The organism is Phyllobacterium sp. (genome assembly GCF_037994425.1).
GTDB lineage: Bacteria > Pseudomonadota > Alphaproteobacteria > Rhizobiales > Rhizobiaceae > Phyllobacterium.
Window position 1 is genome coordinate 1 of sequence record NZ_JBBNAM010000391.1, and the last position, 14,096, is coordinate 14,096.

Below are 14,096 nucleotides of genomic sequence, written 5' to 3' on the forward strand. Positions count from 1 at the left end.
TCGTCACAGGTTCCAATTCCGGCATTGGTCTCGGCTCTGCCCACGCCCTCGCCGCTGCTGGCTACAATGTCGTGATCAATTCTTTCACTGATCGCGCTGAGGACCATGCGCTTGCCAAGGAGATCGCGAGTACGTATTCGACCGACGTCGTCTACATCCAGGCGGATATGTCGAACGGAGCCGATTGCCGCGCGCTGATCGACAAGGCCGCGGAAGCCTTTGGAGGCGTCGACGTACTCGTCAACAATGCGGGCATCCAGTTCGTGGCGCCGGTTGACGAGTTTCCCGTCGAGAAGTGGGACGCGATCATTGCGATCAACCTCACGTCGGCGTTTCACACGACCGCTGCCGCCCTGCCCCACATGAAGAAGTCCGGATGGGGGCGCATCATCAATATCGCGTCGGCCCACGGCCTGCGGGCTTCGCCGTTCAAGTCGGCTTATGTCTCCGCTAAACACGGGATTCTCGGCCTTACCAAGACTGTGGCCCTTGAAGTCGCCGAGAAACATATCACCTGCAACGCAATCTGCCCCGGTTATGTGCTGACGCCGTTGGTCGAGGCCCAGATCCCCGACCAGATGAAGGCACACAATATGGATCGGGAGACGGTGGTTCGGGAAGTAATGCTCGACAAGCAGGCCACCAAGGAATTCGCGACGGTCGAGCAGATCGGTGCGACCGTGGTATTTCTCGCCAGCGACGCCGCAGCCCAGATCACCGGCACGTCGATCTCCGTTGATGGCGGTTGGACGGCGGCATAATGACCAAAGCCAAGACCATCAACATCGCCCTCCAGGGCGGTGGTTCTCACGGCGCCTTTACGTGGGGCGTGCTCGACCGCATCCTGGAAGACGGCCGCCTGAATATCGAAGGCGTCTCCGGTACGAGTGCCGGCGCGATGAATGCTGTCGCGCTTGCCGACGGCTGGTCTCATAACGGCCCCGAAGGTGCACGCGCCAAATTGCATGACTTCTGGCGCGCTGTGGGGCGCACCGGCCAATTCAGCCCGGTGCAGCGTTCACCTTGGGACCGGTTCTTTGGCAATTGGTCGGTTGAGAATGGTCTCGGTTTCAATTTGTTCGAGCAGATTTCTCGGGTGTTTTCTCCCTATGAATTCAATCCCTTCAATCTCAATCCGCTGCGGGACGTGATTGAGAAGGAGATCGATTTCGAGCGCGTGAAGGCATGCTCGAAGCTCAAGCTTTTCATCTCGGCAACCAATGTCGAGACCGGGCGCCTGCGGGTGTTCTCGCAATCCGAACTGACCGCGGATGTCGTGATGGCATCCGCTTGCCTTCCTTATATTTTCCAGGCGGTCGAAATTGACGGCGAGCCCTATTGGGACGGAGGTTATGGCGGCAATCCTGCCCTCTACCCGTTCTTTTATTCGAGTGAAAGCGAAGACGTCCTCCTCATCCAGATCAATCCGATCGAGCGTCGCGGCACGCCGAAGACGGCACGCGAAATCAGCGAGCGGATCGATGAAATTACCTTCAATGCTGCGCTGTTGCGCGAGTTCCGGTCTATTGCCTTCGTCAATTCACTGATCGACGCGGGCAGACTGCAGCATGGCGACTACCGCCATATTCGCATGCATCGCATCGACGCCGATGAAGCGCTCGCTGGTCTGTCCGCATCGTCGAAGATCAATGCCGAGTGGGCGTTCCTCGAGTACCTGCGCGATCTTGGCCGTGCGGCCGCGGAAGACTGGTTGGAGGAACATAGCGACGCCGTTGGCGAGCACGCAACGCTTGATCTGACCGACGAACTCACCCCGGAGATGCATGTCGGCTTCAAGGCCAAGAAGCCTGGCCGGCGCGTCAGCGATTTCCTGCTGCAGCGCAAGAAGCCTGCCGGCGCGGCGCGCCGGGCCTAATTCACCTTTCTATCCGCGCTCCTGGCGAGGTTGGCCATGAGGGCGACGACAATGAGCAGGCCGGCAAGCACCATATAGACGGGGCCGAAACCGGTCTTCCCGCCCACAAAGCCGATTGCGGATGGCGCGACCAGGATTCCCGAATACCCCATCAGCGTAACCATGCTGAGGGCTACGCCGGAGGACGTACCCTCCTGGTTGCCAGCCGCTGAAAAGGCAATGGGAACCATATTGGCAATGCCAAGGCCGGAAAAGGCGAAGGCGAGGATCGCGATCCACGAAGTCGGCGCAAGACTTGCCATAAGCATTCCCGACGCACCTATAAGGGCGGATACGCGCAGTGTATTGACCGCGCCGAAGCGGTCGCGCACCCCATCGCCGAGGAACCGCATGATCGACATGGTGCCGGAAAATGCGGCGAAGGCGAAGCCTGCCGTGGCGATATCTGCACCGCGCTCCTGACGCAGATACAGCGCTGCCCAATCGAGCACCGACCCTTCAGGAACCATGGAGAAGAGTGCCATCAAACCGATGAGGTAGATCAGCGGATTGGTGGGGAATGTCAGTTTCTGCTTTTGGTGTACGACGGGCGCGTCTTCGGTGATCATGAAGCGGAAGGCGATGAGGCCGAGCACAATCGCGATCAGGGTGACGACGACAGCGTGTGCCAGATGCCCATGCGCCTCGATAAGGAGACCACCGAGGCCGCCGCCGGCAAAACCGCCAAGGCTCCAGAAACCATGCGACGAGGACATGACGGCACGCGAGAGCTTCTTTTCCACTTCCACCGCATTCGCATTCATCGCGACATCCATGCCGCCTATGACTGCACCGAAGAGAAACAGTGCCGGTGCCGCGGCAATCACATTGGGCGCGAGGGCAACAAGCAGGAGCGAGAAGGAACAGAACACAGCAAAGCCCTTGACGACGGAACGCGAGCCATGTTTTTCAATGAGATAGCCGCACCAGGGCATGGAAGCCAATGCCCCGATGCCGAACACAAGGATGAGCAGGCCGAGGGTAAATTCACTGATGCCGAGGCGCGTCACAAAGACAGGAATCTGCGGAGCCCAGCTGCCGACGAGAAAGCCGTTGAAGAAGAAGGCGCTGGCGACGGCCCATCGGCCATACACGGCTTTCCTGCGATAGATAGCGGCATCCATTGGGGCTACACCGGTTGAACATTGGACTTGGGCGGACATTGGATTCACTCGCAATAATTTAGGCTTGTTTGTCGTCGGCGACGATCACCTCGACACCTGCAGCGCCAATTCGCTCCAGTATCGATGCGTCGGCCGTACTGTCGGTAACCAGCGTCGAAATAAGGGATATGGGCCCGATGGAGAACGGACCCTGCTTCACAAGCTTTTCGCTCGTTGCCAGTAGTATGACCTCATTGCTTGCCCGAGCGAGCGCCAGCTTCATGCGCGAATCGTCATAATTTTCGGCACGCAGCATCAAGCCCTCATCAATGGCGCAGGCGCCAAGCACGCAATAGTCGACCCGCATGGATTGAACTTCAGAAAGCGTCGATTGCCCGATGGCGCTCCGAGTCAGCCGGTTAAGGCTGCCGCCAAGCAGGATCACCTCGCAAAGGGGATGATCGAGCGCGGCAGCGGCTATGTCTGGTGAACTCGTGATGATGCAGGTCCTGAGATCAGCTGGAAGTGCTCGGACAAATTCGAGGACCGTCGTGCTCGAATCGAGAATCATCGTCGTATCCGGCGGAATGAGGGCGGCAGCAGACCTAGCAATCGCCCTTTTTCCGGCGGTCTCTTCGCGCGCCCGCTGCTGGAAACTCCTTGGGCCGGCTCTGCTTCGTGCGGCGCCACCGTGGAAGCGCTGTACGAGACCCTGTTCCGCGAGTTCCCGAAGATCGCGTCGTATGGAATCCTCCGAGACGCCGAATTCCGACGCGACCGCACTCGCCAGCACCCGGCCGGCTTCATTGATCCGCTTGAGGATCATGCTTTTACGTTCGTCAGGCGACAGATCTCTCAGCAATGGTATAGCCTCCATAAGCCACTATACCAAAATTTGCCGATATGGGTAATATCTATTGCACATTCATGCATAAACAAGCATAGATGATTAGATCGGGTCGAGAAACGTGAAAGGCCCCCACGAGGGAGCCTTTGTAATGACAATCGCGGTGTCGATGAATTTTACTCGTATACGACCAGCAGGTCCTTGGCGTCAATTTGGTCGCCCGCCCGAACAAGCACCTCAGCGACAATGCCGTCTCGCTCGGCACGCAGCGCCGTTTCCATCTTCATCGCCTCGATGGACAGGAGAACGTCGCCGGCATTGATCTTCTGCCCGGGCGCAATACCAACCGTCGAAACAATACCCGGCATCGGCGCGCCGACCTGCTTGTCATTGCCAAGCTCAACCTTGCGGCGCACCCCCGCTCCGCCTGCGGAACGGGTACGGTCCGGCACCTTTACACGTCGAGGTTGGCCATTGAGTTCGAAGAAGACCGTGCACATGCCTTTTTCGTCGGCCTCGCCCATGGCGAGATTGCGGACGACCAGCGTCTTGCCGCGCTCAATGTCGAGGAACACCTCTTCTTCCTGCGCAAGCCCGTAGAAATAGACATGCGTCGGCAGGACACTTGTCGGCCCGTAGGTATCTTGCGTGGTGGCAAAGTCGGTGAAGACCTTGGGATACATCAGGTAGGCTGCAAACTCCTGATCGGTGATCTTGCGTTCGAGCTTGGCTTCGATGTCGCCGCGCTCCGCTTCGAGATCAGCCGGCGCCAGCAGCGCGCCGGGTCGCTCGGTGAAGGGCTTTTCGTCCTTCAGCACCTTCTTCTGGATGTCTTTCGGCCAACCCTTCGGCGGCTGGCCGAGGTCGCCGCGCATCATCGAGACGACCGAATCGGGGAAGGCGATATCCTTGTTCGGATTCTTCACATCCTCGACTGACAGGTCCTGGCTCACCATCATCAGCGCCATGTCGCCAACAACCTTAGAGGATGGCGTCACCTTGACGATATCGCCAAACATCTGGTTGACGTCGGCATAGGCCTGGGCCACTTCGTGCCAGCGGGTCTCGAGGCCGAGCGAGCGCGCCTGCTCCTTGAGGTTGGTAAACTGGCCTCCGGGCATCTCGTGCAGGTAAACTTCAGAGGCCGGTCCCTTAAGGTCGCTCTCGAACGCTGCATATTGCGTGCGTACCGCCTCCCAGTAGAAGGAGATACGGCGGATCCATTCGGGGTCAAGACCAGGATCGCGTTCCGTCCCTTTCAATGCCTCAACAATGGAGCCGAGGCAGGGCTGCGACGTATTGCCGGAGAGTGAATCCATCGCGGCATCGACCACATCGACACCGGCATCCACGGCAGCAAGCACGGTCGCGGCCGCGATGCCCGACGTATCATGCGTATGGAAATGCAGCGGCAGGTCGGTTGCCTCGCGCAATGCCTTGAACAGGACCTTCGCAGCGCCCGGCTTCAGCAATCCCGCCATGTCCTTGATGGCGATGATATGCGCACCCGCCTTCTCGACCTGCTTGGCGAGATCGACATAGTATTTGAGGTCATATTTCGGCCGGGCCGCATTGAGGATGTCGCCGGTATAGCAGATCGCCGCTTCGCAAAGCTTGTTCTCCTCGAGCACCGCGTCCATGCTGACGCGCATGTTCTCGACCCAGTTCAGGCTGTCGAATACGCGGAACACATCAATGCCGCCGCGCGCCGCCTGGCTGACGAAATATTTGACGACATTATCCGGATAGCTCTTGTATCCGACCCCATTGGCCCCCCGCAAAAGCATCTGCAAGAGGATATTGGGTGCGCGCTCGCGAACCTCTGCCAGCCGCTCCCACGGATCCTCCGTCAGGAAGCGCATGGCTACGTCGAAGGTTGCCCCACCCCAGCATTCCAGTGAGAAAAGCTGCGGCAGTGCGCGCGCGTAGGTCCCTGCGATACGTGCAATGTCGTAGGTACGCATGCGCGTTGCCAACAGCGACTGGTGCCCATCCCGCATGGTTGTGTCGGTGACAAGCACCCGCTGTTCATTGCGCATCCATTCGGCAAATTTCTTGGGCCCGAGTTGGTCGAGAAGCTGCTTGGTTCCGTCGGGGATTGACGCCTCGATAAAGGGGACGCGTGGCAGCGCGGCCTCTTTCGGCGGAGTTGCCCGGCCCTTGGTTTCCGGATGGCCGTTGATCGTCACATCGGCAAGATAGGTCAGAAGCTTGGTGGCGCGATCCTGCCGCTTGACCTGCGCGAAGAGTTCTGGTGTCGTGTCGATGAACTTCGTCGTATAGGAATTGTCGATGAATTTCGGATGCGTGATGATCGCTTCGAGGAAGGTCAGGTTCGTCGCAACGCCGCGAATGCGAAATTCGCGCAAGGCGCGATGCATGCGGTGGATGGTCTCCTCGGCTGTCGGCGACCAGGCCGTAATCTTTTCCAGGAGCGGATCGTAGAACCGTGTAATGACAGCGCCTGAATAGGCCGTGCCGCCGTCCAGACGGATGCCGAATCCAGTCGCGCCGCGGTAGGCGGTAATGCGGCCATAGTCGGGGATGAAATTCTGTTCTGGATCTTCCGTCGTGATACGGCACTGCAATGCGTGGCCGTTGAGCCTGATGTCTTTTTGCGCCGGTACGCCTGATTCCGGCGTGCCGATGGTTGCGCCTTCGAGGATGCGGATTTGCGCCTTGACGATATCGATCCCGGTTACCTCTTCGGTCACCGTATGCTCGACCTGAATCCGCGGATTGACCTCGATGAAATAGAAGGAGCCGGTGTCGGAATCCATCAGGAACTCGATCGTTCCGGCACCGATATAATTGGTGGACTTGCCGATCTTTAGTCCGTAGTCGCAAATCTCCTTGCGCTGCGCATCGTTAAGGTAGGGAGCCGGAGCACGTTCCACGACTTTCTGATTGCGCCGCTGGATGGAGCAGTCGCGTTCGAAGAGGTGCACCACATTGCCGTGCGTATCGCCGAGGATCTGCACCTCGACGTGACGGGCGCGCTGCACCAGCTTCTCGAGATAAACTTCGTCCTTGCCGAACGCCGCCTTCGCCTCGCGCTTGCCTTCCGTGACCTCGCGAGCAATGTCTTCCGGCTTGAAGATGGCGCGCATGCCGCGGCCGCCACCACCCCAGGACGCCTTGAGCATCACCGGATAGCCGATCGTCTCGGCAAGCCGCTTGACCTCGTCCATGTCGTCTGGAAGCGGATCGGTGGCCGGAACAACCGGCACGCCAATTTCGATGGCTAGGTTGCGCGCGGCGACCTTATTGCCGAGTCGGCGCATTGTTTCCGGCTTCGGGCCGATAAAGATGATGCCTGCCTCAGCACAGGCATCGGCAAATTCCGGACTCTCGGAAAGGAGGCCATAGCCCGGGTGGATCGCATCGGCGCCGGAAAGCTTGGCAACGCGGATAATCTCCTCGATCGAGAGGTAGCTTTCGATGGGCCCCAGGTCCTTGGCGAGGTGCGGCCCGCGCCCAACCTGATAGGACTCGTCCGCCTTGAATCGGTGAAGCGCCAGTTTGTCCTCTTCCGCCCATATCGCCACGGTTTTCATGCCGAGTTCGTTGGCAGCGCGAAACACGCGGATAGCAATTTCCGAACGATTGGCGACGAGGATTTTCTTGATGGGCAAGACCGCAGCTCCGAATATGAACAAAATACTTTTGGTTTGGCGCGCTTATCTGGCTACAGATTGCTGCACTGCAAACAACGCATATTGAGCATAAGAACTCGAAATGTCCAACAGCAAAATGCCCGGTACGAGACCGGGCATTCGCTTAGGCAACTGGTGTAGAAGGCTTACTGCTGGAAGTAGCTGTACTTGCCGTCTTCGCCCTTCTTCCATTCGTACATGACGTAGCCTGGAAGCTTCGGGTCACCCTTTTCGTCATAGGCGATGTCGCCGAGAACGGTCTTGAACGGACCCTTTTCCTTCATGGCCTTGGCAACGGCTTCAGGATCATTCGATCCGGCAGCCTTCGCTGCGTCGGCGATGACCTGTGCTGCGGCATACGAGTAGAGCGTGTAAGCTTCCGGCTCGAAGCCCTGTGCACGGAACTTCTCAACGAGTTCCTTGTTGGCCGGGTTCTTGCTCGGATCCGGACCGAAGGTGTTGAGCGTGCCTGCAACAGCGTCGCCTGCGATCGAAGCGAGTTCGTTCGAAACGATACCATCACCCGAGATGAAGGTGACCTTCAGGCCCTGATCGGCGAGCTGGCGGATGATCAGGCCGGCTTCGGTGTGGAGACCGCCCCAGTAGAGAACCGTTACACCGGCTTCCTTTGCCTTGGCGATGAGTGCGGAGAAGTCCTTGTCGCCGACGTTGACGCCTTCGTACATGGCTTCCTTCATGCCCTTGGCATTCAAGGTCTTCTTGGTTTCGTCAGCAAGACCCTGGCCATACGGCGTCTTGTCGTGCACGACTGCAATCTTGGCATCCTTGAACTTCTCGGCAATGTAAGTACCGGCTACCACGCCCTGCTGGTCGTCGCGACCGCAAGTGCGGAAGGTGTTCCAGAGGCCGCGTTCGGTGAATACCGGATTGGTTGCGGCAGGCGTGATCTCGAGAATGCCGTTTTCGGCATAGACTTCAGACGCCGGGATCGAAACGCCCGAGTTGAAGTGACCGATTACGAACTTTACCCCGTCAGCAACGAACTTGTTGGCAACGGAAATGCCCTGCTTCGGATCGGAAACGTCGTCACCGAGCGAAAGCTTGACCTGTTCGCCATTGATACCGCCCGCAGCGTTGATCTCAGCAATGGCAGCCTCCGCGCCCTTCTGCAGCTGAGCGCCGAATGCGGCGTTCGGGCCGGTCAACGGACCACCGACACCGATCATCAGATCAGCATAGGCATGACCGCTCAAAGCGAGCATCGCAGCAAGTGCAACGCCCGAGAACAGTGATTTCTTCATTTGAAAGCTCCCATTTTCTAGGTATTTACTAAACCCCTCGCGATGACCCTTTTTCATCGCTTGAGCGCACATTTGCCGATTTCCCGGCGGTTGTCACGCTGATTCATTTCGCATCAGCGAGATTGGTTAGGCTCCGGTTTTTTCCTTCCATGAAAATGGAGAAACTTTTTCATAGAGCCAATAATATTGCCGTATCATCTGCTTGGTACGGGTGTAGCGATAGCCCAGCGTTCCGACGATGATCAGCACAATTGTGTCGACGACATAGTATTGCAGCGTCAGCATTGTACCGCCGAAAAGGGCGAAGTGGATGAACCGCACGGCGACGCCGAGGAGCAGCATGTAGAAGACGAGGACACCGATTGGGCGCCAGGTCTTTGCGCACGCGCGACCGGTCATCCAGGCCGCCCACCCACCCATGATGCAGGTTACCAGCAGGAACAGCCAGATCGAGGGTTCTTCGTAAAGTATGCCTTGCATGGCAATATTCTCCTTGGGCCTTGTTCGTTTGTGAACAAAGGCCCTGCTTGTTCAGTGACGGCCGCCTTCGAGATAGGCTGCGCGCACTTCAGGATTGGCTAGAAGGTCTGCACTAGAACCGCTCATAGTCACGATGCCGTTCACCATCACATAGCCGCGGTCCGCGAGCTTCAGTGCGCCAAACGCATTCTGCTCGACCAGGAACACAGTCAGGCCCGTATTCTTGTTGAGCGCCTTGATCGCCTCGAAAATGTGCTTGATGATCAGCGGCGCAAGGCCGAGCGAGGGCTCGTCGAGCAGAAGCAGCCGGGGACGAGCCATCAGCGCTCGGCCGATCGCCAGCATTTGTTGTTCGCCGCCTGAAAGCGTGCCGCCACGCTGGTTGATACGCTCCTTGAGCCGCGGAAAAAGGTCGAAGACCATCCGCGCGTCTTCGTCGAAATATTTGAGGTCGTCGAGGCTCGCACCCATCTGCAGGTTTTCCTGCACCGTCATGCGCGGGAAGATGCGGCGCCCTTCCGGCGACTGCGCGATGCGCAGGCGTGCGATCTCGTGTGTCGGCATCCGCGTGATGTCCCGGCCGTCGAAGATGATCCGGCCAGTACGGGCCCGGGGCACGCCGAAGATCGTCATCATCAGCGTCGACTTGCCGGCGCCGTTGGCGCCGATTAGCGTGACGATTTCACCTGGATTGGCGTGAACCGTGACACCGCTCAGGGCACGGATATTGCCGTAATAGGTCTCGACATTCTCGATACTGAGAAGGGCTTGGTTCTGCGACATTATTTAGCCCCTCCGGTCTTTTTGGGCGCCGGTTTTGCCTGGCTTTCCTTCGCCAGTTTCTTGGCCTGGCCGATCCAGTCTTCCCGGGCAATCCGCCCGTCGAAATCGAGATAGGCTTCAGCGGCGATGATATCGGCCTTCTTCCAGGCTGCGATCTGGTCGAAATGGAAGATGCCGTGTTCATTGAGCTTGCGCTCGTTCACAGGGCCTATCCCCTTGATCAAAATCAGCTTGTCAGGCTTGCCTCCCCGAGGTTCAGCCAGTGCATTCGACGTCGCGCCTGCTTTGACGCCAGCGGTCATCGCCGTTGACGCCGGCTTCGCAGCCGCGGATTTTGCTGGCGCTTTCCTGGTTGGCTTGGACGGCATTGTCTCCACAAGCGTTGAAGCGGGAATGAGCTCCACCGGCTGAGCGTCCGGATGCGTCTCGACGATTTCGTGCAGCGCCTCGGTCGAGAGCAGGTCAACGGCCGCGGTGATGTCGTCCACGCCGGCCTCTTCCGCCTTTTCGATCAGTTCGACGACTTCCTCATCCTCGACGCCAAGATAGGCGGCGATAACCTTCGGATCATTCCTGACCGATTCCGGCGTGCCATCGGAGATCTTGGTGCCATATTCAAGGACGACGACGTGGTCGGAGATTTCCATCACAACGGACATATCGTGCTCGATAAGCAGGATGGATGTGCCGGTGTCGGCGCGAATTTCCAACAGCAGTTTGTTGAGTTCGGCCGATTCCCGTGCGTTCAGGCCGGCGGCCGGCTCATCGAGGCAAAGCAGTTCTGGCTCCGTGCACATGGCACGGGCGATCTCAAGGCGGCGCTGCGCTCCGTAGGGCAGATCGCCGGCGGGATCGTCTGCCCGGCTCACCAGGTTGATTTTCTCCAGCCAGTAGCGCGCCTTCTCGATGGCTTCCGCGGCCGCCTTCTTATAGGTCGGGAAGCCGAGCAATCCGAGAACGGTAAAGCCCGAAGAAAGCATCAGCGGGTTGTGCTGGGCGACAAGAAGGTTCTCGAGCACGGTCAGGCCGGAGAACAGGCGGATATTCTGGAACGTCCGTGCCACCTTGGCCCGCTTGGTGATGACGTGATCAGCCATCCGCTCGAGAAGATATTGCTCCCCGTTCTGCCGCGTCAGCGTCAGCATGCCTTCGGTCGGCTTGTAGAAGCCGGTGATGCAGTTGAACACCGTTGTCTTGCCGGCGCCATTGGGGCCGATAAGGGCCGTGATCGCACCACGCTTGGCTTCGAAGTTCAGGTCGTTGATGGCGATGAGACCACCGAATTTCATGGAGAGACGTTCAACGCGTAGGATTGCGCCAGTATTCTTTTGCACTTCCGAAACCATCAGCCGTGCCCTTCTTTCGTAAACTCGCCCGATATCATCTTGCGTTCATGCAAGAAGGCACTTGGTTCTCGACTGCCGGCAAAGCCGCGCGGTTTCCAGACCATGACCACGATCATGGCAAGACCGAACAACAGCATGCGGTAGAGTTCCGGGGTAAAGTCAGGGCCGAAAATGAGTTTGAGGAATTCAAGTTCGCGCAACAGTTCCGTACCGCCGATCATGACGGCCGCGGCGATCGCGATACCAACAAGCGATCCCATCCCGCCGAGAACGACCATCGCAAGGATGATTGCCGATTCGAGAAAGACGAAGGATTCCGGACTGACGAAGCCCTGACGCGCGGCGAAGAAAGAACCGGCAAAACCACCGAACATGGCACCTGTGGCGAAAGCCGTGAGCTTGGTCGTCGTGGTATTGATGCCGAGCGAGCGGCAGGCGATTTCATCCTCGCGCAGGGCTTCCCATGCCCGGCCGATGGGCATGCGCCGAAGGCGCATGGTGACCCATGCAGTTAGCAGCGCGAGCAGGAGAATGAGGTAGTAAAGGAATATCTTGTAATAGACGCCGGAGTTGGGCAGACCGAGCAGTGCCGCAAAACCTGTGGGCCCCGGCGTAAAAGGAATGCCGAACAACGTGGCCTTGGCGATACCCGAGATACCGAAGGTTCCCTTGGTAACAGCAGTCCAGTTGATAAGCACTAGGCGTATGATCTCACCAAAGGCAAGCGTCACGATGGCAAGATAGTCGCCGCGCAGGCGCAGGACCGGAAAGCCAAGGATAACACCCCAGGTCGCGGCGAAGATGCCTGCCATTGGCAGCAGCAACCAGAACGAGAAGCCGAAATGAGCCGAAAGCAGCGCATAGGAATAGGCACCGACCGCATAGAACGCGACATAACCGAGATCCAGCAGACCGGCGAGGCCGACAACGATGTTTAGCCCCCAGGCGAGCATCACATAGATGAGGATCTGGATGCCGAAATTGTCGACATACTTGAGTGACGCTTGCAGGCCACCCATGACCGACCCCTTAAAGACGGTAAGGATCAGAATCACGAGGATCGGATAGAGAAAGAGCAGGCAGAGGCCGATCTTCGGGAACGATTTCCGGAAGGCCGACGGCTCCTTCGCTTCGGCCACCTTCCGCAGTTTCTTGCGCTCGGCGCGCCAGGGTGCGGTATAGGTGATGAGAAACCGGCCTAGCGCCGCTGCCAGGACGAAGATTGCCAAAAGGCCCCAACGCTGCGTCAGGATCAATTCATTGCGGATGTTCTGGTCGGTGCGGAAACCGACGACGAGGCAGAATAGCCCGAGCGCGAGTGCACCGGCGATAAGCCCTTCCTTCACCGCTTTCGCGAAAACGGAATCCCGTTCTGTTGTCTGCATATCGGCCATGGGCTTAAACCTTTTCGACTTCGGGCCGACCCAGAATACCGGATGGCAGGAAGATCAGCACGATGGCCAGTATCGAGAAAGCCGCGACATCCTTGTAATCGATGGAGAAATAGGCGGACCAGAGCGCTTCGATCAGGCCGATCAGCAGCCCCCCTACGACCGCGCCGGGCAGCGATCCGATGCCGCCAAGAACGGCCGCAGTGAACGCCTTGACACCCGGCACAAAGCCATCGGTGAAGGAGATGACGCCATAGAACATGAGATAGAGCGTTCCGGCGACGGCAGCGAGCATGGCGCCCATGACGAAAGTCATCGATATCGTTCTGTCGACGTCGATACCGAGCAGCGCCGCCATCTTGCGGTCCTGCTCACAAGAACGCTGGGCGCGCCCGAGCGTCGTCTTGTTGACGAGATACCAGAAGGCGGCAAGCAGGATCGCCGTGACGACGATGATCACCATTTGCTTGTAGGCGATCGTGATGTTTGTCCCGTAAAGCGTGATGCCGCCATTGACGAGCGGCGGGATCGGCTTGTTGCGCGGACCCTGCGTGACCTGGACGAAATTTGAAAGCGCGATCGACATGCCGATCGCCGTGATCAACGGCGCAAGGCGGAACGATCCGCGCAGCGGCCTGTAGGCCAGACGCTCGATCGTCCAACTCCAAAGCCCTGTCAGCAGCATGGCGACAATCATCATTAGAAGCAGCGCCAGAACGACCGGCACACCGCCAATGAACGTGGTCAAAGCAAGAAAGACGATCATCGCCATAAAGGCGCCGAGCATGAAAATATCGCCATGGGCGAAGTTGATCATGCCGATGATCCCGTAGACCATCGTGTAACCAATTGCGATCAGGCCGTAGATTGAACCAAGCGTCAGACCATTGATCGATTGCTGGATGAAGTACTCCATCGCAACGATACCCCTCATTTTTTATTGGGAATTTTCTTATCCGGTTTTTTTATCCGGTTCCCGTTTACCCCAATATCCTACACCTAGCGTGTGCGCTAAAGAAAGCAACTGCTTTTTTGGCCGACACGTTATCGTTACATTTGCTCGCACAGATTTGACGGGATTATACACCAAAAATGGACGGTTCTTTAGGGAACGTTGCTACCAAAGATTGAAAAGCAGCAGATTCGTCTGGCTCCGCCTTAATTTGCCGCGATCCCCGACCCGCTCATTTGACGATGAACCCATGCGCGAAGGGATCGCGATCGTCAATGAAGATGGTGTTGTAACCGGTCATGCGTGCCCAGCCAGCGACGGAAGGAATGATGGCAGCCTTATCGGCGACGCTGGTCACCTG

Annotated in this window: 12 protein-coding genes; 2 read left to right on the forward strand and 10 right to left on the reverse strand. The window is 58.2% G+C overall.

The window, feature by feature from the left end; all coding sequences use genetic code 11:
- Together AAAB35_RS26055 and AAAB35_RS26060 are read left to right on the forward strand one after the other, a co-directional pair.
- Positions 1–761: 3-hydroxybutyrate dehydrogenase (locus tag AAAB35_RS26055; RefSeq protein ID WP_340671244.1), on the forward strand; the 761-nt coding region annotated here is incomplete at its 5' end.
- The gene (locus AAAB35_RS26060) at positions 761–1,876 is read left to right on the forward strand and encodes a patatin-like phospholipase family protein (protein WP_340671245.1); all 1,116 of its coding nucleotides are present in this window, start codon (positions 761–763) and stop codon (positions 1,874–1,876) included. The genes AAAB35_RS26055 and AAAB35_RS26060, both read left to right, overlap by 1 nt.
- Here AAAB35_RS26060 and AAAB35_RS26065 read toward each other — a convergent pair.
- The 10 genes from AAAB35_RS26065 to AAAB35_RS26110 all read right to left on the reverse strand — a co-directional run.
- Positions 1,873–3,039, reverse strand: coding sequence for an MFS transporter (locus tag AAAB35_RS26065; RefSeq protein WP_340671246.1), 1,167 nt, complete (start codon positions 3,037–3,039; stop codon positions 1,873–1,875). The genes AAAB35_RS26060 and AAAB35_RS26065 overlap by 4 nt on opposite strands.
- Positions 3,040–3,097: 58 nt before the next feature.
- On the reverse strand, positions 3,098–3,880 hold the full coding sequence (locus AAAB35_RS26070) for a DeoR/GlpR family DNA-binding transcription regulator (protein WP_340671247.1): 783 nt from the start codon (positions 3,878–3,880) through the stop codon (positions 3,098–3,100).
- 161 nt (positions 3,881–4,041) lie between these two features.
- Positions 4,042–7,500 carry a pyruvate carboxylase gene (gene pyc / locus AAAB35_RS26075; RefSeq protein WP_340671248.1) on the reverse strand — a complete coding sequence of 1,153 codons (3,459 nt, stop codon included), beginning with the start codon at positions 7,498–7,500 and terminating at the stop codon, positions 4,042–4,044.
- 167 nt (positions 7,501–7,667) lie between these two features.
- Positions 7,668–8,783, reverse strand: coding sequence for a branched-chain amino acid ABC transporter substrate-binding protein (locus tag AAAB35_RS26080; RefSeq protein WP_340671249.1), 1,116 nt, complete (start codon positions 8,781–8,783; stop codon positions 7,668–7,670).
- A 126-nt stretch (positions 8,784–8,909) separates the two neighbouring features.
- The gene (locus AAAB35_RS26085; RefSeq protein WP_340671250.1) at positions 8,910–9,263 is read right to left on the reverse strand and encodes a DUF6867 family protein; all 354 of its coding nucleotides are present in this window, start codon (positions 9,261–9,263) and stop codon (positions 8,910–8,912) included.
- 51 nt (positions 9,264–9,314) lie between these two features.
- Positions 9,315–10,046, reverse strand: a complete 732-nt coding sequence (locus tag AAAB35_RS26090) for an ABC transporter ATP-binding protein (RefSeq protein WP_340671251.1) — start codon at positions 10,044–10,046, stop codon at positions 9,315–9,317.
- Positions 10,046–11,392 (reverse strand): ATP-binding cassette domain-containing protein, encoded by a 1,347-nt coding sequence (locus tag AAAB35_RS26095; protein WP_340671252.1) that lies wholly within the window; start codon positions 11,390–11,392, stop codon positions 10,046–10,048. The genes AAAB35_RS26090 and AAAB35_RS26095 overlap by 1 nt, the downstream gene beginning before the upstream one ends.
- A complete protein-coding gene (livM, locus tag AAAB35_RS26100; protein ID WP_340671253.1) occupies positions 11,392–12,786 on the reverse strand; it encodes a high-affinity branched-chain amino acid ABC transporter permease LivM in 1,395 nt (464 codons plus the stop codon). The genes AAAB35_RS26095 and livM overlap by 1 nt, the downstream gene beginning before the upstream one ends.
- A gap of 4 nt (positions 12,787–12,790) precedes the next feature.
- Positions 12,791–13,699: a branched-chain amino acid ABC transporter permease LivH gene (locus AAAB35_RS26105; protein WP_340671254.1), complete on the reverse strand. Its 909-nt coding sequence runs from the start codon at positions 13,697–13,699 to the stop codon at positions 12,791–12,793.
- A 268-nt stretch (positions 13,700–13,967) separates the two neighbouring features.
- Positions 13,968–14,096: proline racemase family protein (locus AAAB35_RS26110; RefSeq protein ID WP_340671255.1), on the reverse strand; the 129-nt coding region annotated here is incomplete at its 5' end.

Excerpts from the sequence above, each read along its gene's own strand:
- AAAB35_RS26105 (WP_340671254.1), bottom strand. The coding sequence starts at position 13,699 with ATGGAGTACTTCATCCAGCAATCGATCAATGGTCTGACGCTTGGTTCA.
- AAAB35_RS26090 (WP_340671251.1), bottom strand. The coding sequence starts at position 10,046 with ATGTCGCAGAACCAAGCCCTTCTCAGTATCGAGAATGTCGAGACCTAT.
- AAAB35_RS26095 (WP_340671252.1), bottom strand. The coding sequence starts at position 11,392 with ATGGTTTCGGAAGTGCAAAAGAATACTGGCGCAATCCTACGCGTTGAA.
- livM (WP_340671253.1), bottom strand. The coding sequence starts at position 12,786 with ATGGCCGATATGCAGACAACAGAACGGGATTCCGTTTTCGCGAAAGCG.
- AAAB35_RS26060 (WP_340671245.1), top strand. The coding sequence starts at position 761 with ATGACCAAAGCCAAGACCATCAACATCGCCCTCCAGGGCGGTGGTTCT.
- AAAB35_RS26085 (WP_340671250.1), bottom strand. The coding sequence starts at position 9,263 with ATGCAAGGCATACTTTACGAAGAACCCTCGATCTGGCTGTTCCTGCTG.
- AAAB35_RS26080 (WP_340671249.1), bottom strand. The coding sequence starts at position 8,783 with ATGAAGAAATCACTGTTCTCGGGCGTTGCACTTGCTGCGATGCTCGCT.
- AAAB35_RS26065 (WP_340671246.1), bottom strand. The coding sequence starts at position 3,039 with ATGGATGCCGCTATCTATCGCAGGAAAGCCGTGTATGGCCGATGGGCC.